Annotated in this window: 15 protein-coding genes and 2 pseudogenes; 7 read left to right on the forward strand and 10 right to left on the reverse strand. The window is 64.0% G+C overall.

Annotation, left to right across the window (positions count from 1 at the left end; all coding sequences use genetic code 11):
* Nucleotides 1–36: 36 nt before the first annotated feature.
* Genes MHEC_RS08065 through MHEC_RS08085 form a run of 5 tightly spaced genes read right to left on the reverse strand, consistent with a single transcriptional unit; the run spans nt 37 to nt 5795 of the window.
* Complete coding sequence (locus MHEC_RS08065) at nt 37–1536, reverse strand: class I adenylate-forming enzyme family protein (RefSeq protein WP_048893290.1); 1500 nt, start codon at nt 1534–1536, stop codon at nt 37–39.
* Complete coding sequence (locus MHEC_RS08070; RefSeq protein WP_048893291.1) at nt 1533–2471, reverse strand: acyl-CoA dehydrogenase family protein; 939 nt, start codon at nt 2469–2471, stop codon at nt 1533–1535. The genes MHEC_RS08065 and MHEC_RS08070 overlap by 4 nt, the downstream gene beginning before the upstream one ends.
* A complete protein-coding gene (locus MHEC_RS08075; protein ID WP_172442095.1) occupies nt 2468–3625 on the reverse strand; it encodes an acyl-CoA dehydrogenase family protein in 1158 nt (385 codons plus the stop codon). The genes MHEC_RS08070 and MHEC_RS08075 overlap by 4 nt, the downstream gene beginning before the upstream one ends.
* Nucleotides 3622–4731: an acyl-CoA dehydrogenase family protein gene (locus tag MHEC_RS08080; protein WP_048893292.1), complete on the reverse strand. Its 1110-nt coding sequence runs from the start codon at nt 4729–4731 to the stop codon at nt 3622–3624. Before MHEC_RS08080 ends, MHEC_RS08075 begins: the two co-directional genes overlap by 4 nt.
* Nucleotides 4728–5795, reverse strand: a complete 1068-nt coding sequence (locus tag MHEC_RS08085) for an acyl-CoA dehydrogenase family protein (RefSeq protein ID WP_048893293.1) — start codon at nt 5793–5795, stop codon at nt 4728–4730. The genes MHEC_RS08080 and MHEC_RS08085 overlap by 4 nt, the downstream gene beginning before the upstream one ends.
* Before the next feature lie 561 nt (nt 5796–6356).
* Between MHEC_RS08085 and MHEC_RS24825 the strand changes: the two are divergent.
* Nucleotides 6357–6545, forward strand: a pseudogene (locus MHEC_RS24825) (TetR/AcrR family transcriptional regulator); the annotation flags it as partial.
* A gap of 319 nt (nt 6546–6864) precedes the next feature.
* Here MHEC_RS24825 and MHEC_RS24830 read toward each other — a convergent pair.
* The gene (locus tag MHEC_RS24830) at nt 6865–7887 is read right to left on the reverse strand and encodes a hypothetical protein (RefSeq protein WP_048893295.1); all 1023 of its coding nucleotides are present in this window, start codon (nt 7885–7887) and stop codon (nt 6865–6867) included.
* Nucleotides 7888–7901: 14 nt separating this feature from the next.
* On the reverse strand, nt 7902–9374 hold the full coding sequence (locus MHEC_RS08095) for an NAD(P)/FAD-dependent oxidoreductase (RefSeq protein ID WP_235434978.1): 1473 nt from the start codon (nt 9372–9374) through the stop codon (nt 7902–7904).
* A 210-nt stretch (nt 9375–9584) separates the two neighbouring features.
* Between MHEC_RS08095 and MHEC_RS08100 the strand changes: the two are divergent.
* Nucleotides 9585–9960: pseudogene (locus MHEC_RS08100) on the forward strand (SRPBCC family protein); the annotation flags it as partial.
* Nucleotides 9961–9962: 2 nt separating this feature from the next.
* On the opposite strand, the gene MHEC_RS08105 reads toward MHEC_RS08100, so the two are convergent.
* The gene (locus tag MHEC_RS08105) at nt 9963–10685 is read right to left on the reverse strand and encodes an SDR family oxidoreductase (RefSeq protein ID WP_048893296.1); all 723 of its coding nucleotides are present in this window, start codon (nt 10683–10685) and stop codon (nt 9963–9965) included.
* A 36-nt stretch (nt 10686–10721) separates the two neighbouring features.
* Nucleotides 10722–11543, reverse strand: coding sequence for a FadR/GntR family transcriptional regulator (locus tag MHEC_RS08110; RefSeq protein ID WP_048893297.1), 822 nt, complete (start codon nt 11541–11543; stop codon nt 10722–10724).
* Between the two features lie 174 nt (nt 11544–11717).
* On the opposite strand from MHEC_RS08110, the gene MHEC_RS08115 reads away from it, so the two are divergent.
* On the forward strand, nt 11718–14111 hold the full coding sequence (locus MHEC_RS08115) for a CaiB/BaiF CoA-transferase family protein (RefSeq protein WP_048893298.1): 2394 nt from the start codon (nt 11718–11720) through the stop codon (nt 14109–14111).
* 15 nt (nt 14112–14126) lie between these two features.
* On the forward strand, nt 14127–14318 hold the full coding sequence (locus MHEC_RS08120) for a ferredoxin (protein WP_048893299.1): 192 nt from the start codon (nt 14127–14129) through the stop codon (nt 14316–14318).
* A 3-nt stretch (nt 14319–14321) separates the two neighbouring features.
* Here the strand turns inward: MHEC_RS08120 and MHEC_RS08125 are convergent, their stop codons facing one another.
* Nucleotides 14322–15560 carry a cytochrome P450 gene (locus MHEC_RS08125; RefSeq protein ID WP_048893300.1) on the reverse strand — a complete coding sequence of 413 codons (1239 nt, stop codon included), beginning with the start codon at nt 15558–15560 and terminating at the stop codon, nt 14322–14324.
* A gap of 232 nt (nt 15561–15792) precedes the next feature.
* On the opposite strand from MHEC_RS08125, the gene MHEC_RS08130 reads away from it, so the two are divergent.
* The 3 genes from MHEC_RS08130 to MHEC_RS08140 all read left to right on the forward strand — a co-directional run bounded on the left by MHEC_RS08130 (nt 15793) and on the right by MHEC_RS08140 (nt 18843).
* Nucleotides 15793–17025 (forward strand): DUF1214 domain-containing protein, encoded by a 1233-nt coding sequence (locus MHEC_RS08130; RefSeq protein WP_048893301.1) that lies wholly within the window; start codon nt 15793–15795, stop codon nt 17023–17025.
* Nucleotides 17022–18167 carry a sulfotransferase family protein gene (locus tag MHEC_RS08135; protein ID WP_048893302.1) on the forward strand — a complete coding sequence of 382 codons (1146 nt, stop codon included), beginning with the start codon at nt 17022–17024 and terminating at the stop codon, nt 18165–18167. Before MHEC_RS08130 ends, MHEC_RS08135 begins: the two co-directional genes overlap by 4 nt.
* A 73-nt stretch (nt 18168–18240) precedes the next feature.
* Entirely contained in the window at nt 18241–18843 is a 603-nt protein-coding gene (locus tag MHEC_RS08140; protein WP_308203862.1) for a TetR/AcrR family transcriptional regulator, read from the forward strand.
* Nucleotides 18844–18855 lie beyond the last annotated feature (12 nt).

The following is an 18855-nucleotide window of genomic DNA, read 5'->3' on the forward strand; positions in this document are numbered from 1 at the left end:
CGTGTGCGACCGATGTCGGAGCGAAGGACGCGGTGGTCATCCGCCCCTGGATTGGACCATCGCGGATCGGTTGACCTTTGTCGCGGCAGTGCGGGGGATCTGATCGACAAACTCGACCGTCTTGGGCACCTTATAGGCGGCGAGTCGGCTCTTGGCGTAGTCGATCACCTGCTGCTCGGTCAGCGCAGACGAGTCGGCTAGCTGTACCACGGCGTGGACTCGGCGTCCCCATTGCGGGTCGGAGAGTCCGATGACCACGACGTCGTCAATGTCGGGGTGCTCGGCAAGGGCGCACTCCACCTCTGCCGGGAAGACGTTCGCGCCGCCGGTGATGATCATGTCAACGCGACGGTCGGCGATGTAGAGGTAACCGTCCGTGTCCAGGTGGCCGATATCCCCGGCAGAACGAAATCCGTCCGGGGTTGACGGCAGGGGCGGTGCTCCGCCCAGATAGCGGTATCCCGCGCTCATCGGAGCGCGCAGGTAGACCTCGCCTTGCTCTCCGGGGCCCAGCTCGTTGCCTTGCTCATCGAGGATCCGGATCTCGGTGCCCCGGAATCCGCGTCCCACGCTGCCACGATGCGCCAGCCACTCGTCGCCGCGCAACGCGGTGAGCCCGAGATTCTCCGTCATCCCGTAGGCCATCAAGATCTGCTCGGGGCTGAGTAGTTCGAACCAGGTGTGCAGCAGCGCGGGTGGCATCACGGCGGCGCCCTGCAGAATCCATGCGACGCTGGAGAAATCGCGTCGGCGGATATCGGGTAGTGCGGCGATGCGTGCCAGCATCGTCGGCGTGGCGGTGAAGTTGGTGATCCGGTATCGTTCGATCGAGTCGACAACTATTGCGGCGTCGAACTTTTCCAGTATCACCAGGCGGTCACCGCCCAGCAGGTTATTGAGCGGGGCGAAGCCGTTGGTGTGATACATCGGCCCGGGCACCAGGATCGTCTGCGGCTGAGGCACCGGCATCCAGTGCGCCATAAACGGGACGCTGTGCTCGGGCGTCCACAGTGCCCGCGCCAGGTTGAGGATCACCTTCGGCAGGCCGGTCGAACCGCTGCTGCATATCCCATTGACCATGGGGGAGACCACATCTGGTAGCGGGTGGTCGGACTCTCCTGCCGCGCGAAGCGTCAGCGCCGACCTGTGCTGTTCGTCGACAAGGACGACGGGGTCGATCACCTTGAGCACTCGCGAACGTTCCCAGTCGGGCAGATCCCAGCGCATCGGAACGGGGACGGCCCCGATCTTCCAACACCCCAGCGCAGCCAAGACCAATTCCTCTGAATTCGGGATCGCCAGCGCCACAAGCGAACCCATCTCCGCACCAGCTGCGGCCAGGGCTCGGGCCCATTGATTGGCGCGAGCGTCCAGTTCACCAAAGGTCATGGCGTGTGTGCGCCCGTCGGGCGCCACGGTGACCACAGCCCGCTCGTCGCCGGACTGCTCCGCAAGTTGCCGCAGCCGGGTCCCGAACGGGATCCCGTCATGCTCCTGACCGGGGGCGACCCCGGCGGCGATGGGTCCGACGCTCACGGCGCGGCCACCGGTTGGTTGAACAGCGTTTCTAGCCGCCCGTCGCGCACGCCGGGGATCAGGCGCAAAGCGAGTTCCTCGGCGCTGACCGGCAGTCGGATCAGCGGTTGGGTGTGACGGTCGATGACGCTGACGTCGGATTCGTCGCAGAAACCCAGCGCGCCGAGCAACTGATGCGACGTGCGCAGCACATGGCGTGCGGTGTCGACGGCCTTGAGGCGAAGAACCAGCGCATCAGCCGAAAAAGCCTGCGGCCGCGCTGATTCCGATCTCCAGACGGTGTACTTGGCGAGTTCCTCAAGCCCACGTACCGCCACGGCCGCATCCGCGACGGCGAACCGGACGGCCTGAAAGTCCGCCAGTGGTTTGCCGAACTGTATGCGGGTGTTGACGTGGTCGGTGACGATCTGCAGTGCCCGCTGCACCGCACCGAGAATCCGCCACGACCCCAGGAGCAGGTGCAGTGCGACGTCAGCGGGCGGCACCGTTCCCTCCAGCGCACTCAGGGTGGCCGGCACAAGAAATGGCCCCAGCTTGGCGTTGGCACGTGACGACAGCCGAGGGTGATACCGGTTGGCGTCCAGGTCGACGGCAACCCACTCACCCGGCAGGTCTCCGTGGTCGATGCGTGGCCCTCTGGGATTCACCAGCGCCAGCCGGGCACCATCGATCGAAAGCAACTCCTCGACAAGTGGATAAGGCAACACGGTGGCACCGGCAGCCTGGCACAACACCGCGGCGGCGAGCAGCTCATCTGCCGAGGAGCGCACATCGAGGTCGTACGCGCCGAGGTCGAGCAGCGCACGGCCCGCCTCGTCGCGGACTGCGTCGTCGGTCTCTGCCCGCAGCGCGGCCTGCGGCCCGCCCAGTCGCGCGAAGCGCTTGGCGGCGACAGTGGCGAACTCGGAAATATCTTCTGGCAGAGCAGTATTCACCGATGTTCTCCCAAGACGTCGCGTGCCACGAGCATTTTCTGCACCTCGATGGTTCCCGATGCCACGGTCGCTGCCTGCGCGTAGCGCCAATGGTCTTCGACCGCGCCATGCAAAGGCGCTGAGTAGCCGCTGTCCAGCGCAACCGGACCCAAGACGTCAAACAGCAGCTCGCCAACCTGTTGATCGCAGGTGGTGGCCGCGATACGAGCCGCGCTGGCCGCCGCTCCAGCCGATGGGTCATCTTGCAGCGACACCGCCCGGTAGGCCAGCAGCCGGGCAACCCGCAAATCGACCAGCGCCCGGACCCAGCGGCTACGAATCGATTCCGGTAGCCGCTCCCAGTCATCGCCGAGCTCGGTATGCATCCGCTCCAGCAGCGACTCACACCGCGCGTAGCGGGCGATGCCGACGCGCTCGAATGCCAGCGCTTCGCGCATTACCCGCCAGCCGTCGCCGACCTCGCCGAGGACATCGCCGGGAAACGCCTGCACACTATCGAGGAACATCTCGTTGAGGTGATGCGGGCCAAGCATCGACCGGATCGGTCGCACCGTGATCCCCGGGCGGTCCATCGGAATGAGAAACAGCGTTAGCCGCCGTGCTTTCGGTGCATCCGGGTCGGTACACGCGGCCAGCACACACCATGAGGCCATCTGCGCATACGATGTCCACACCTTCTGGCCGGTGATACGCCACCCGTCGCCGTCGGGAACCGCGCGGGTACGCAGCGATGCCAGATCGGTTCCTGCTTCCGGTTCGGAAAATCCTTGGCACCAGATCACTTCGCCGGATGCAATCGCCGACAGGTGTTGCGCCTTTTGTTCAGTCGTGCCATAGCGCATCACCGCGGGGCCGACCCAGTTGATCCCCATGTACTGTGCACCACGCGGTTCATGGTGGGCCCACATCTCTTCCCGCAACACCGTCTGCTGCCAGATCGAGCCCCCTCCGCCGCCGTGCTCTTTCGGCCAGGCCAGTGCGAGCAGGCCTTCGGAAGCCAGGAGTTTGCAGAAGGACTCGGTGGTGGCAAGATCTTGCGGGTCATCGGTGCAGGCGCCCAGGAAGCCCTCGGGGATATGGCCAGCGATCAGCTGCCGCAACCGCTTCCGCAGTTCGCCAGCGTCGGGGCCGAGGTCGTAGTCCATTTTCGTCATCCCTTCGGCAGTCCGAGTAGCCGCTCGCCGATGATGTTGCGCTGGATCTCCGACGTACCGCCGTAGATGGTCGCCGCCAGCGCGTCCTGACGTTCGAACAGCAGGTCTGGGTCGCAGTTGGAGTGCGGGCCGGCCGCAGTCGCGCTAAGTTCCCAAACACGTTGCAGTGTAACAGATCCCATTAGCTTAAGGATGTCTGCTTCGGGGCTGGGCCGACCAGCAAGTTCGTCGTTTAGCGCCCGGTATCCGGTGGCCCGCAGCGCTTCGGCGTCGGCAAGCAGCGAGCCCAGGTCGGCGAAGATGTCCTCGCTTTCGGTGCCCCGGATCGAGTCGAGGCCGCGCTGGATTTCCACCCAGTTCATGATCCAGATCATCTGGCGTTCGTGGTGCAGCGACGACAATGCGACTTGCCAGCCGCCGTGCAGCGGCCCCAGCAGGTTGGTCACCGGCACCTCGACGTCGTCGAGAAACATCTCGCAGAACGTCTCATCGGAGATCGATGCCATCCGAATGGGTTTGACAGTCACCCCGGGCGACTGCAGGTCGAGGATCAGGCAGGAAATACCGTGGTGTTTAGGTGCGCCCGGATCGGTGCGGACATACAGCGCGCACCACCGTGAGAGGTGTGCTTGCGTCGTCCAGATCTTGCGGCCGTTGACCCGGAACACGTCACCGTCTCGCTGTGCGCGGGTGCGCAAGCCGGCGAAGTCCGATCCGGCCTCCGGCTCGGACATGCCCAGCGCCCACCACTCGTCGCCGCGGAGTAGCGGTACCAGCAGCCGGTCGACCTGCTCCGGGGTGCCGAACTGCCGAATCGCCGGAGCAACGACGTTGGGCCCAGCGATGTTAGGCAGCTTGGGCGCCGAGCGCAGCGCCGCCTCGATCCGGATCTCCATCGCCTCCCGCAAACCCAGTGACCGTCCGCCGTGCTCGCGCGGCCACGTCGGCTGCAGCCATCCCGCTTCGAAGGCGGCACGCTGGTAGTCGCGCCGCAGCGTGAGGTCCCAACGGTAGTCCCGATACCGCTGCCGGTAGTCGTCCGGCAAGAACTCGGTCAGCCAGGCGGCGAAGTCGCTGACTACTTCCGGTGTCGCAGTCGTTGTCACGTTGTGCCCCTGGCGAAGCGGCGGCCGACGGCGTGGTAAAGCGCCCGACTATCGCCCAGCGCAGCCGCGCGTTGCCATGCGTGCCGCAGGTAGAGGTGGATGTCGTGCTCCCAGGTTTGTGCGATCGCGCCGTGCACCTGAACCGCGGTGCGTGCACAGCTCAGTGCCGCATCCCCTGCGGCGGCCTTGGCCAGCGCGGCGGCAGTCCAGCCGGCTTCTGCGGTGGTGGCCGGATCATCGAGGCGAGCGGCCGCCGCATAGGTCAGGCTGCGGGCACGCTCCACGCTGACGTAGTTGTCGGCCAATGAGTGCTTGACCCCCTGAAAGGCGCCGATCGGCTTGCCGAACTGCTGGCGAGACTTCGCATGCTCGACCGAGCGCGCCAGCGCGGCGTTGGCCACGCCAACGAGGTCAGCGGCTGCTGCGAGAAGCGCTGGCGCCAAAGCCGATTCAACGTCTACCCGCGCGGTGCTCAGCGGCGCAGTGTCGACCTCGACGTCGGCCAGCGGCTGGGCGGGATCGGTGCAGTCGGCCGGCTGAATGCTGATGCCGTCGCCGACGCGTGTGACGGCAGCCACCACGCCGTCGTCGGCAGTGGCCAAAGTGACCATCAGCTCGGCGCGCGCAAGGTCAGCCACCGCGACGGCCCGCCCGCGCAGCCGCCCATCCTGCAGGGTCATCGGCACGCCGGGCAGCCGCTGTCCCGGCGGGTGGACAGCGAGCGCGGCCACGACGCCGTCGGCGATTTCGCCCAACGCTCCGTGCCCTGCCGGACCGCATGCCCGCAAGACTCCGGCCGCGAGACCGACGCTGCTCAGCAGCGGAACGGGTGCAATCGCGGCACCACATTCCTCCAGCACCACAGTGCGCTCGACCATGCCGAAATCTCCGCCGGGCGTTGCAAGCTCGGTCCAGCCCAGGTCGACGACGGTTTTCCACAGGGTGCGCCAGCGCTCCGGATCGGTCAAAGCTTGGCGGGCGACGTCGGGCGGGCATTCGGTGCGCAGAATATCGCGCACGCTGTCGCGCAGCGCGAGTTGCTCGGAATTCAACCCAACATCCATAAGACCCCTAACATCATAAAAATAGTAAACTAGCGATGCGGGCGTCAATCTGTGTGATGGCATACTGCTGCAAAATGGGCAGGATTACCCTCGGGCCGCCCATCAGCCTGACACATCGATCGTCCTGTATCCGCCGCCAGTCGGGGCTTACCGACGAGGAGCGCCCGGTCATCGCCGAGATGATCGTCAAGGGCACCCACGGCATGATCGTGGCGGCCACCAATGACCTCGACGGCACCTTCGCGCGGCTTCATGGCTGGCCTTGCAAGACCGGTGAGCGGAGATCGTCCGGGAGCCAACCGAGCGGCCGTACCGGGTTCGTGACGGTGCGATGCGGGATCCCGCCGACAGCGCACGGTTCGCATCCAAGAGCTGCGCTGACAGATAAGCGTCACCGTCTGCGTCGATGCGACGGCTTGAGCTCAGAGGAGCGAAAGCTTGTCTCGCTTGCCGTCCTCAGACCGTAAAGGCGACCGCCGGTCGGCGACGCCGCCGCTCAACAGCCGTGGGATTGCCCACCACGGCCAACATCGGCAACGGCGATCATGTCAGGATGGTCGGGTGCGCACGCGAGGATGGCAAGGTCGGTTGCCGCGTGATGAGGACGAGGCGCGTTCAAGAATTGTTGCAGCGGCTGCGCGGTGCGTCGACAGTTATGGCGCGACCAAAACGACGCTGTCTGACGTTGCTTCGGAACTCGGTGTGACACGTCAAACCGTGTACCGGTATTTCCCGGGAATCGCCGAGCTGCTGAGTGCCGTCGGCGAAGCGGGTGCTGCACAGTTCCTCGATCGGCTGGCAAAGCATGTTGAGGGCATCTCCGATCCGGGCGAAGCTCTGGCGGAGGGGATGGTTTTCACGCTGGAGGCACTGCCGAGTGAACGCTACATCGGGCTGTTGCTGCAGACGGGGCAGTCGGATGTTTTCACTCGCCGCGCGACATCGCCGACGGCGATATCTTTTGGAAAAGCCGTACTGCAGCGCTTTTCGGTTGATTGGGCTGCGCTTGGATTCGATGACCGGGACTTGGAGGGCCTGGCCGAGTTGATGTTGCGGATGTTAGTGTCGTTTATCGAGTATCCATCGGATCCGCCGCGCGATCGGAGCGACTTGTGTGACTTTCTGCGTCAGTGGCTGGGACCCGCCGTGAGCGGCCACGCAGCGCCGGGTACGCGACGAAGCCGCACAAGATGACCAGGGCAGCGCTTTGCACCGCGATGTACTCGGTAAGCCCTTTCTCGTAGAGGGCGTTTCCGATCACCATCACCGCCATGCTCAGCACGTAAATACCTGCCACGATGACCGTGACCGGTTCGACGAAGTCCGCGGGCGACAACCGCATGGCCCGGACGGCGACGATCACATAACCCAGTACCAGCGCGACGACGAGCGGCCACTGCGGAGTGCCGAGGTAGGTAACCAATATGAGTGGGATATGCAGCAGCGGCGCGACCAGGTTGATTCCGACTGCCGCCGCGAGGGGGAACCCGAGCAGGGTCACCGTGTTGGATCGGCGCGCGTCGAGATGGGGTACAGCGCGCCACAGCACATAGAAAAACAGAGCATCCCAGGTCATCTGCCACCAAAGATCGGCGAGCGGCCAGCCCAGCCATAGCTGGTACATCTTCCATTGGTGCCAGGTCCACCACCCAATCTGGGGCAGACCACCTTGAATGATGTACGGGGCGTCCACGCAGGCCATGACCAATCCGCCGGTGAGTGCTCGCTGCCAAAGTGAAGGTATGTCAAGTGATTCGACAAGCTTGTAACCGAGAAAGAGGAACACCGGATAAAAGATCGGCACGTACCCGGGCATTAACGTCGCGTCCTGTAAGCCGGGGACCATCCGGAAGTTGAGCATCACCGCGAAGGTGCCTTGGGTATAGCTGTGATGCAGCACCATGCCGGAAAGCTCCAGCAGCATCCCGTAGAAAAACGCGGTAACCAACAGCACTGCGTAGACCACCCGTCCCCTGCGGTACTGCCGTGCGCTGTAGCCGATGGCCAACCCCAGGCAGAGCAGGAACGTCAAGTCGAGAAGGTTCTTGTACCAAGAGATCTCGAGCGGATTGTGTAGAACGATGGGTGACATGATCGAGCCTCTCTTTATGGCGTGCTGTAGTCGGTCGAAGGGGGATCGCCGAGAGCATCGAAGTATCTGGGCAGCCGCGTGCGACCGAGAAACACCTTGAGCTGGTAGCGGGCGAGTCGGCTCAGCACGACAGGGTTGGTGATCATGTCGCGCAATGACTGCTCGATGTTGAAGACGCGGCTGAAGTGGTCTTCAATGACGGGATCTTCTCGCGAAGCCGCCGAGAGCAAGTTGAACATCGGCCAGGCGAGACGGTTCATCAGCCGCCTGCGTACAGCGGACTGGAGTACCTCCGTGCCCACCGCGTGCTTGTAGCCCTGATCACGGGTGATCGCCGTATCCCAGGGGATTTGAAGGTAGTGGCTCTGGCGCAGCAGGAAGCGCCGGTAAAAGTCAGCGTCCAAACACGTAGTTGTGTCGAGTGTTTCGGCCAGGATCACGGCTGTGACAGCCGCGGCGCTCATCCCTTGGCCGTATAGCGGGTTGTAGGCGCATATCGAGTCGCCGACAGAGATAATTCCAAGCGGTGGCTGGGCCAGGCGGTCATAGCGTCGCCACTTGTTAGCGGTGGCGCGGGTAACATGCACATCCGAGATCGGCTCTGCGCGTTTGAGTGCTGCGCTGAAGGCCGGGGTTCGTATCCGCTGGGCGCACTCTTCGAAATCATCGTTGCTGCTGGGCATTTCGTGGCCCCATGATCCCATGAACGCGATCCAGCGTTCGTTTTCGATCGGGAAGATCGTGGACAGATAATCGTGTTCGACCGGCTTTGCACCGCGGGTAGCCGCCGGAAGTACCACCAATTGCCACCACCAATCGTCGGCAGACGGCGGTGGCCGACGGTACCACCGCGACGAGTAGGTCACTTTGGCGTCCAGCGTCAAGGTCTGCACGGCGGGAAACCCGGCCGTCGTGAGCCAGTAGGCGACCTTCGAGCCGCGGCCCAAGGCGTCGACGACGAGATCGTAGGTATCTGTCTCTTCGCCGCCGGTGGTGTCCGCTGGCGAATACCGGACCCCGGTCACGTGTTGACCGTCAAACGCTAAACCGTGCACAGTCGTGCGTTCGCGAATGGCCACATTCGCCAGTGCGCAGGCACGGTCGCGCAGCGTGCGCTCCAACAAGATGCGCGAGCAGTAGATCATCGTCATCGCGCCGGCTTTCCGTGGCGCCCACCCACGGGATTCGCAATACGCGGCGTCCCTGCCTGGGTTGAGCTCGAGCGCGCCGCCAGCGATCAGTTCTGCTTCGATGCCGGGGTAGAGATGCTCAAGTGCCGTACGGCCTGCGTTCAACAGGAAGTGCGGGTGTCTACTTTGCGGTACACCGCGACGGTGGTCAGCGACGTCGGGCAGCTCGTCGCGTTCGAGAATCACTACCTGGCTGAAATGCGGTGACACGGCCGCAGCCGCGCACAACCCCGCGACGCTGCCTCCGAGGATGACGGCTCGTTGACCTAAGCGGGCAGCTTTCATACGATCATACATATTATGTCATATCGTATGATCACCGCTCGGACGACGTCAATACCGAATCGAAGGGAAATGCATGGCCGTCGAATCGCCGACGGTCACACGCACCGGTCTTGATAGGAGACTGACTTAGCGCGCGCTTTGCTTGGTCCTCAACAAGACCACGGACATGGCCGACACCGTCCTGATGGTTCCGTTGCACTACTCACCGGGATCCGAAGAACACCGTTCAAATGGATCACACAATTGCAGACTGACCCATCCGGCTCCTGGGACCCCAAAGACCAGATGGGCGTAATTTACTGGGTCTACCCCAACCTCATTCTCGCCAATAGCCCCGTCGGCGTGGAGATCATCGACATCCTGCCCGCCGGCTCACCGACCCGCTGCACCGTACGACACAGTTGGATGGGACGTATACCCGCGACAACCGCTGAGCAGCCACGTGGCTGTACGCGACGAAGACTTCGCGATGCTTCCCAAATGCGGACATGGCGTGCGACGCGGCCCGCATGACCATATGGTCATCGGCCGCAATGAGATTGGTGTGCAGCACATGATCCGGGTCATAGCTAAGGAGCTTCGCGTGGCACTGGGATAGTCTTATTCCTGCTGCGCCAGACGCCGCCGGCGCGCCTCGGGCGGCACGATCGGTGGCCGGGCGAAGGGACCGCGCCGGACGGCCTGCAGCCGGATCTCGGGCAGGTCCACCGAGGGGTCGACGGTGTCCAGCCAGGCGACGGCGTCGGCGACGTCGGACGCCTGGATCGCATGCATCTCGAACGGAACGTCTTGCAGCATCTCGGTATCCACTGGCCCCGGCGTCACAATGTGGACCGCGATCCCGTCACGGTCGACCTCGAGCGCCAGCGCTCGGGCGAACGCGTTCATCCCTGCCTTCGACGCCGAGTAGGCGGTGCGGGCCATCATCGGCTCGTGTGCGGCCGAGGAGGAAATGAACACCAGCCGTGAGCCCGCCCGCATTCGGGGCAGGACCGCCGAGGTCACCACGAAGCAGGAATCGAGGTTGGCCGACATGATCGCCCGCCACTGCTCGAATGTCTGCTTGCGCGCATAGGTTCCGCCCAGCACACCCGCCGCATGCACGACGAGGTCGATGGTGTCCAATGCATCTATCGCGCCGGCGAATCCGATTGGGTCGGAGGCGTCGGCCACGATATAGCGGGCGCCGATCTCCTCGGCCGCGGCCCGCAACGGATCTTCACGGCGTGCGGAGAGCACCACATCGTAGCCGAGCTCGCACAGCTTTCGTGCGCATGCCTTGCCGATTCCACCGCTGCCACCGGTGACCAATGCAGTTCTCACGGGTTGCCTCGTCGCGCCGAATCGCGAGTTTTCCCGCTACAGACGGCGGGCATCCCGCGGCCGCGACAGGGCCTGCGGCGACAGCGCGTAGATTCGCTGATCGGGCCGACCTGCCAACACATGAGTTTGGGTGTCGGCGAGGTGGCGGGCCGCAATGCGCCGCGCCCGGTCGACGTCACCGGCCTCGATCATCTCGGTCAGTTTGATGTGCGTGTTGAGCACCGCGCGGCGATTGGCCAGCGACGGGTAGGTACCGCGGGCCGCGCTCTCGTCGGCCCACTGCTGCTCATGGCTGGTCCACAGCGTCTCCAGGGTGCCGACCACCGCGATGATGGTCTTGTTTCCGCACCCACGGACCAAGGCATCGTGGAATTGGCGGCCGATTTCGGTGAATTGGCGGCCGTCGTCAAGATGCGCGGCCATCGACTCGTTGATGTTTTTGAGCTCGCGCACCAACGTGTCGGCCCGGTCAGGTCGCTGAGCGGCCAGCGCCGCACAAGCCGGTTCCAGCTCCCGCAATGCGGCGCCCAGATCGGCGACCCCGACGTACTCGCTTTGCAGCAGCAGCCCGAGCATGTAGGCGGCGCTGGTCTTCGCCGGGGCGTGCACGACGGCGCCCCCCCGGTTGCCACGCCGAACCGACACCAGCCCCTCGGTCTCTAAAATCCGCAACGCTTCCCGAAGAGAGACCAGGCTGACGTTGAACTGCTCGACAAGTACTTCTTGTCGTGGCAACAGATCACCGTCGGCCAGTTCGCCGTCGATAATCTGGCGGCGCAACTCATCTGCGACGATCTCAGCGATCCGTGGCGCAGACAGCCGACGGCGCGCCTCCGGGCCGACTCCCAGCGTCGTCATCCGATCCTCGCAGCGATTACACCGAAAAAGGCGGGCGCGATCTGCACCGACCGCGTATAAATGCGTATCTTAACAGTGATCGCATAATAGCCGGGGCAGGCGCGCGCGCCGACCTGCGCCGACGCGGGCCTAAGCTGGCAAAGTTGTCAATATCACGCAGAAACTATCGGATGGATGTCAGTGAACGAGGGGCTGGACGGCCGACCGACACCGCTTGACGGCTTGCGTGTGCTCGAGATCAGCGACCGGATCGCCGGTAGCTACTGCGGGAAACTTCTGGTCGATGCCGGCGCGGAAGTGCGGAAAATCGAACCGCCACAAGGTGATCCGCTGCGTCTTCGCACCGCCAGCCGCTCGCCGTTGCCGAACACAACCGACGCCCCCCTGTTCAGCTACCTCAACGCCGGCAAGCACAGTCTGACGATCTCGCCGGATTCCGAGCGATACCGCGCCGAGCTCGCCGGAGCCGACGTCGTGGTGCTCACTGCAACCCGGTCGCAAGCAGCGGATCTGGGCATCGATCCGCAGCGATTGCTGGCGGACTCGCCGCACGCTGTCGTCGTCACGATTTCCGACTTCGGCTGGGCCGGTCCATATGCCGAGCGCGCGGCAAGCGAGTTCACGCTGCAGGCCTGGGCAGGCTCGACCGGTTTCCGCGGCGACCCTGCCGGACCACCCATCGCGATCGGCGGAGAGTTAGGCGAATACATGGGTGGCGCGTTCGCCGCATTCGGCGCGTTGGCGGTTCGCCGCCGCGCCGAGCGTGGCGGCGCCGGTGAGCACCTGGACCTGTCCATGCTCGAAGCCGTCACGCTGATGCAAAGCAGCGAATGGCTGCACTCGCAGCTGCTGCAGGTGCCGCCGGTCACCCGCACCATCGAAGTGCCCTCCATCGAGCCGGCCAAGGACGGCTACGTCGGGATCACCATGGTTACCGGGCAACAGTGGCTCGACTTCGCTGCGATGGTCGACTGCCCGCAATTGACCGAGATCCCGCAGCTGCGTTTTCAGATCGGCCGCTGGGAATACCGCGACCTCATCCATGAGCTCATCGGCCCCTGGCTGGCCGAACGCACCGTCGAAGAGATCGTCGAACTCGGGCAATTGTTCCGGCTGCCGATCGCGCCACTGGGCAACGGCTCGACGATCCGCGACATGGCCTACATGCGCGAACGCGGCGTCTTTGTGCGCAACCCCGCCGGGTTCCACCAGCCGCGACCGCCGTGGTTGATGTCAAGATGTCGGCCCGCCCCGCTGCGTCCGGCACCCATCCTCGGGGAAGCCAACAACGAGCCGCCTTGGCAACCAAGGAAATTTGTAGGTAACCCATCGGATCACCGGCTGCCGCTGGACGGCCTGCGCATTGTCGATCTCACCGCGTTTTGGGCGGGGCCGGCCGCGACACATCTGCTCGGCGCGTTCGGTGCGGACGTGGTCAAGGTGGAGTCGATCCAGCGTCCCGACGGCATCCGCTATTCGGGGGGAATGCGCACCGACGTCGACGACTGGTGGGAATACGGCTGGGTCTTCCACGCCATGAACACCAACAAGCGCTCCGTGACACTGGACTTGGGATCCGACGACGGCCGGCAGTTGTTCACCCGGTTGGTTACCGGCGCGGACGCCGTGATCGAGAACTTCTCGCCGCGCGTGATGGACAACTTCGGGTTGACCTCAGATGTCCTGTTGGCGGTCAATCCCAAGCTGGTGGTCGTCCGGATGCCCGCGTTCGGTCTGGAGGGCCCCTGGCGTGACCGTGTCGGCTTTGCCCCCACCATGGAGCAAATCGCTGGCCTGGCCTGGGTGACCGGCTTGCCGGATGGTCCACCGGTTGCGCCGCGGGGGGCCTGCGATCCGCTGGCCGGAGTGCACGCAGCGTTCGCCTTGCTGGCCGCTGTGAATTTCGCGAACCGAACAGGAGCCGGCCAGCTCGTCGAATTGCCGATGATCGAAGCGGTGTTGAATGTCACCGCTATTCAGCCGATCGAAGCGGAAGTCTTCGGCGTGACCTTGAGCAGAGAAGGCAACCGCGGTCACGGCTGGGCGGTGCAAAACCTCTACCGGTGCGTCGGCGACGACGCGTGGATTGCGGTGACGGTGGCCACCGACGAGCAATGGCACGCGCTGGTCGAGCTGATGGGCCGGCCGTCGTGGTGCGACGACCCGGCGCTGGCCACGGTGGCCGGGCGCCGGAAGTGCGCCGACGACATCGATAGCCGACTGGAGGTCTGGTTTGCCGACCAGCAGCTGGCGTCCGCGGTGGAGCGCCTGGCTGCGGCCGGCATTCCCGCCGCACCGGTAGTGTCGCCGTCGCTGGTGACGGAAAACCCGCAACTGCACGAGCGCGGATTCTTCGAATTACTCGAGCACCCACGCACCGGTAGCGGGTGGTACCCGTGTCCGCCCTTCGCGAGGCTTGCCGGCCAGTCTCGATGGTTACGGCGCACGCCGCCCACGCTCGGCGAGCACAATAGAGAAGTGCTGCGCGATCTGTGTGAGCTGACCGAAGCCGACCTGGAGCGGCTGACGGCAAGTGGGGTGATCGGGACCCGACCCAAGGGCGCTTGAGACAAGGAGGTTTCGATGCGGGTGGTTGTGGACGAAATGTTGTGTGAGGCCAACGGATTCTGTGAATCACTGGCCCCAGACATCTTCGAATTGGGCGACTCTGACGTGGTGCGGATCGCCGACGGTCCGGTGCCGCAAGACCGTGAGATTGACGTCCGCGCAGCCGTCGACCAATGCCCGAAGGCGGCGTTACGGATCGTCGAGTGAGACCTAGCGCGCGGTCAGCGAGATCGACATCTCGTCGTAGATCTGCATATTGGTGACCAGGTTCGGGTGCGCCACCTTCGGCGGCCCGACAGTGATGTTGTCGCAGCGCAGCAGCAGCTCGTCGAATACGGCGCGCAGCTCCGCGCGCGCCAGCATGGCGCCCAGACAGTGGTGCGGTCCGCCACCGCCGAACGCGACGTGCGGGTTGGGGTGGCGCCCGATGTCGAAGGTGAACGGCTCGTCGAAGACCTCTTCGTCGCGATTGGCCGAGCGCAGCATCGACACCACCCGGTCGCCCTTGGGGATGTGCTGACCGTCCATTTCGACGTCGACCTTGGCGGTGCGGGTCCAGTAGGCCACCGGAGTCGCCCAGCGCAGCACTTCTTCAACCGCCGTGGGACGCAGCGTCTCCTCGTCGCGGTAACGCTCGATTTGCTCGGGATTCGTGACGAACGCCTGCAGGCCGGTTGCGAGCGCATTTTTGGTGGTATCGCTGCCGGCGAAGGCCAGGACGAAGAAGAAAATCTCCAGCTCGTTGGCCGGCAGCCTGAACCGCTCACCGTCGTCGCCTGTGATTTCAGCGGTGGCCAGCGTGCTCCAGATGTCGTCGGCGGGCTCACGTCGCTTCTGGGCGGTGAGCTCCAACGCGTAGCCGAAGATGGTGGCGTAGAGCTCGGCTTCCTCCTGGTGGCTTAGACGCGCATGCGGCGAGCGCGCGGTCAGGATCCGGTCGAAGACGCTAAAGATTCGCGGCCGGTCTTCCTCCGGCATCCCGATGATGTCGCCGATGACGCTCATGGGCAGCTGGTCGGCCACATCGCCGATCCAGTCTCCGCCGCCCTGGCTGATCAGCCGGTCGATCATTCGGGCGGCCCGTGCCCGGATACCGTCTTCCAGCTTGGCGATCGCGCGCGGGGTAAACGCGCTCGAGATCAGTTTGCGGCGCCTGTTCAGCTCCGGCGGATCCATGTCGATAATCGTCGGGTAGGACAAAACCGTGTCGATGGGCTGGATCAGGGGACCGTCGACCGCGGTGAACGAGTCGGCGTCGCGGTGCAGGCGAACTGCGTGCCGGTGCTTGGTGGTTATCCAGAAATCGCGCTGCACGCCGGTCTTTGCGACCCCGGGGGTGTGGTCGTGCCGGAACAGTGGTCTGGTGCGTCGCAGTTGCGCAAACAGTTCGTCCGGAAAACCATTGCGCCACAGAGAGAAATCGGAAAGGTCCACTGCCGCAGTCGTCATGCGCCCGCCTTCGGTTCGTGCGTAGCGACCATCCAGGCCCCACGCGTCAAAGCCGCTATCTTTGCTATTTAAGCATGATAGATCCGGGTGGGACACCCGTGAACGTTTCAACCCGCAGGCGCCGGGGGCGAGGCTTGACAGATTTCTCACACAATGTAATAGTCACCGGAGCCTTATCCGAAAATGCAGTTTTCAAGAACTGGGACGAGATGCCGACGAGCGAGCTGAGTAGATGAACGATCAGCCAGCGAATCCCGCTGCATGGTTGCCTTTTTCGATCGTCGAGGCCGCACGAGCGGGTCGCACTTCGCCCGAGGGCGTCGACATGGCGAAGGATTGGACGGTGCTGCTCAGTCAATTGGGGGCGGCAGCGCACCTGGTTACCGGCAGCCCGTTCGCTCGTAATCGGCTGGATCTGGCGTCTGGGTTCCGGCACCTGCTGGTGCTGGCCGCGATTGGCATCGACGAGGTTCTGCGGTTCGACCCTGACCCGATTCTGGCAGTGTCGCGGGCGCCCACCGACGACGTACTGACCTGGGGCATGGACTGTCCGGATGCGATTTACACCCGCGCCACGTTGTGGGGTGGCGAGAGCTATCGACTGTTCGGTAACCGCGGCACGGCCCGCTATGTCGGACTGCAGACGATGAACGGGATCCAGGCCACCGCGAATGCCGTCGTCGACGAGCTCGAGATGGACCAAGCCGGCAATTTCGAGGTCATCATCTCCGCGGACGAGCGCGAAGGAAACTGGCTGCGGATCGACGGCGACTATCCAACGGTGGTTGTTCGCCATTTCTTTTATGACTGGAACAGTGAGGTGCCCTCGTCGTTACGGATCGAACGGATCGGCCGCCGCGCCGAGCGCAAAAGCCGGCCAAGCGATGCGGATGGGCTTGTCTCGCGGCAAGTGAGAGCGCTCGGCGAATTCGTGTACACGAACCTCAGATTCTTTCACGACTGGGGAAGTGCACCACCTGCCAACGGTTTTCTCGAGCCGGGGGATCTTTCTGCCGTGGGCGCGGCGGCAGAAAACCGGCCGGTTATCGGTCGTTGGGAACTCGGGCCGGACGAGGCGTTGATTCTGGAGATTAAGCCGCCCAATGGTGTCTACTGGAGCTATTCGCTGGGCAACCCCTGGTGGGAGACAATCCATTACGGTCGCCACCAATCGAGCCTTAATGGTCATCAAGTCGCGGTCGATTCCGACGGGCTCGTTCGTGTGGTCGTGTGCGCACGCGATCCCGGTGTCGCGAATTGGCTCGACACAGCCGGATACAGCAACGGGGCGATGATTTTGCGCTGCGTGCGCACGGATACGGCGCCAACGCCGATCACACGCGTGGTGAAGTTCGACGAAATTGCCGCGGCGCTGCCCGCCGATACCAAGACAGTCACGCCTGATGAGCGCACCGCAATCGTCGCCGCCCGGCGCCGAGCGGTACATCAAAGGTTCGCGCGGTGATGTTCCGGGCTGACGAACTCGAAGACGGCGCACACGCGGCCACCGGTCTCGATGACTTCGGCTCGCATTACTACCGTGAAGGCTTGGAACGCATCGTGGAGGCGCTCAACACCGAGGCTGACCTCAACGAGACGGGGAAGGTCATCCAGCACGCGACCATCAGCAATGCGCTAATCCAACGATTGAAGGTCGAAGAAACCTATAAGCAGCACCCCGAGATCGACGAGGCGGTGATCGAGGGACCGGTCTTCATCATCGGGCTGCCACGCACCGGAACGACCGCGCTGAGCCAGCTGGTGGGGGCCGATCCCCAGTTTCGGTCCCTACGGATGTGGGAGTCACAAGCTCCCACGCCCCCGCCCGAAGCGGCCACCCAACACGACGACCCCCGCATTACACAGGCCCAGGCCGGCCTGGACATGTTGCACGAGATGTTCCCACTCATGAAGACGATGTACAACTCGGAGGCAACCGCGGCGACCGAATGTCAGGACCTTATGGGAATGAGCTTTCGGACAGTGCATTTCGCCGGTGTCGTGCGAGTCCCCGGCTATCTGGAATGGGTCATGGACTGCGACATGAGTGAGACGTACAGCTATCACCGACGAGTGCTCAAACTCTTGCAATGGCATTGTCCACCCAACTTGTGGCACCTCAAGACGCCGGTGCACATGTTTTCGCTCGACGCACTCGTCAAGGCCTATCCGGACGCCAAATTTATGTGGAGTCACCGCGATCCGGCGAAAGTGATGGGATCGGTGTGCAGCCTTATTCGGTATGTCCGCAGTTGGAGTAGCGACCGCGACGACCCGGTGGAACTCGGTGACGAGCAACTCCGATGCTGGGCCGAAGGCGTCCGACGGGCGATGGAGTTTCGCAAACGCTTCGGTGACGAACGGTTCGCCGATGTTTCTTTCGCCGAGCTGCAGGTCGATCCGGTCAGCACCCTCAGGAAAAGTTATGAGCGGCTTGGCCTGACCTTCACCGAAGAGACACGCCGCTCGGTTCAGCACTGGGCAAGTGGTCATCAGCCGGGGTCGCGCGGAGCGCACGAATATTCGCTATCCGACTATGGGCTGACGCCAGACAGTGTCCGGGAGCAGTTCAGCGACTATCTCGCCAGCTACGATGCCACGGGCTGACGCGAAACGTCCTCCCTCTGCGACCAGACCGGGGGTGACACGACGCAGACGGGCCAAGCATCAGCCCGATCCGGTGACGCGTGCCGTTTTGGTGTCCGCGGCGTCCAGTATCGTCCGGGAGCAGGGGGTCGGCGCGTTGACGGTGGCCGATGTGCTAAACCGCGCAAAATTGGGCACCCGCGCCTTCTATCGACACTTTGACTCGAAAGACCAACTGGTTCAAGCGGTTTTCCTGGAGATGGCACGGGTCGAGGTACGGCGATTGCGCCGGAAACTGGCCCGTGCGTCGAATCCAGTCGAAGCGGTCGCGGCGTGGATCGACGGGCGGCTCGACCTTGCCTTCGACGCGTCTGTCCGCTCTGATCTACGGAACCTGTCGCTGGAGGCCCAGTCCCAGATGTTTGCGGCACCCGAGGTGGTGGGCCCGGCATACCGCGAGCTGCTCAGCCCGCTGCTGCAGCAGCTGGAACTCGGCAAGAGACAAGGAATCTTCGCGAAGATCGATCCACCAACCGACGCCGAGTTGTTGCACGGAGCGGTCTGGGCGTGTGTCGAGCAGCAGTGGGCTTCCGGAAACTGCGATCGGGCCAAGGCCCGGGATGCGGTGCTGAGTTTCTGCCTGGGTGGGCTTGGCGCCCCCGAGCACATGATCGCGGCGGTCATTAGACACCGCTGATACGGCCACTTC

Source organism: Mycobacterium heckeshornense, from assembly GCF_016592155.1.
Taxonomy (GTDB): Bacteria; Actinomycetota; Actinomycetes; order Mycobacteriales; family Mycobacteriaceae; genus Mycobacterium; species Mycobacterium heckeshornense.

Bases quoted from the DNA above. Each gene is read 5' to 3' on its own strand.
- MHEC_RS08115 (WP_048893298.1), top strand. From the start codon at position 11,718: ATGTCAGTGAACGAGGGGCTGGACGGCCGACCGACACCGCTTGACGGC.
- MHEC_RS08075 (WP_172442095.1), bottom strand. From the start codon at position 3,625: ATGACGAAAATGGACTACGACCTCGGCCCCGACGCTGGCGAACTGCGG.
- MHEC_RS08130 (WP_048893301.1), top strand. From the start codon at position 15,793: ATGAACGATCAGCCAGCGAATCCCGCTGCATGGTTGCCTTTTTCGATC.
- MHEC_RS08095 (WP_235434978.1), bottom strand. From the start codon at position 9,374: ATGTATGATCGTATGAAAGCTGCCCGCTTAGGTCAACGAGCCGTCATC.
- MHEC_RS08110 (WP_048893297.1), bottom strand. From the start codon at position 11,543: ATGACGACGCTGGGAGTCGGCCCGGAGGCGCGCCGTCGGCTGTCTGCG.
- MHEC_RS24830 (WP_048893295.1), bottom strand. From the start codon at position 7,887: ATGTCACCCATCGTTCTACACAATCCGCTCGAGATCTCTTGGTACAAG.
- MHEC_RS08085 (WP_048893293.1), bottom strand. From the start codon at position 5,795: ATGGATGTTGGGTTGAATTCCGAGCAACTCGCGCTGCGCGACAGCGTG.
- MHEC_RS08120 (WP_048893299.1), top strand. From the start codon at position 14,127: ATGCGGGTGGTTGTGGACGAAATGTTGTGTGAGGCCAACGGATTCTGT.
- MHEC_RS08125 (WP_048893300.1), bottom strand. From the start codon at position 15,560: ATGACGACTGCGGCAGTGGACCTTTCCGATTTCTCTCTGTGGCGCAAT.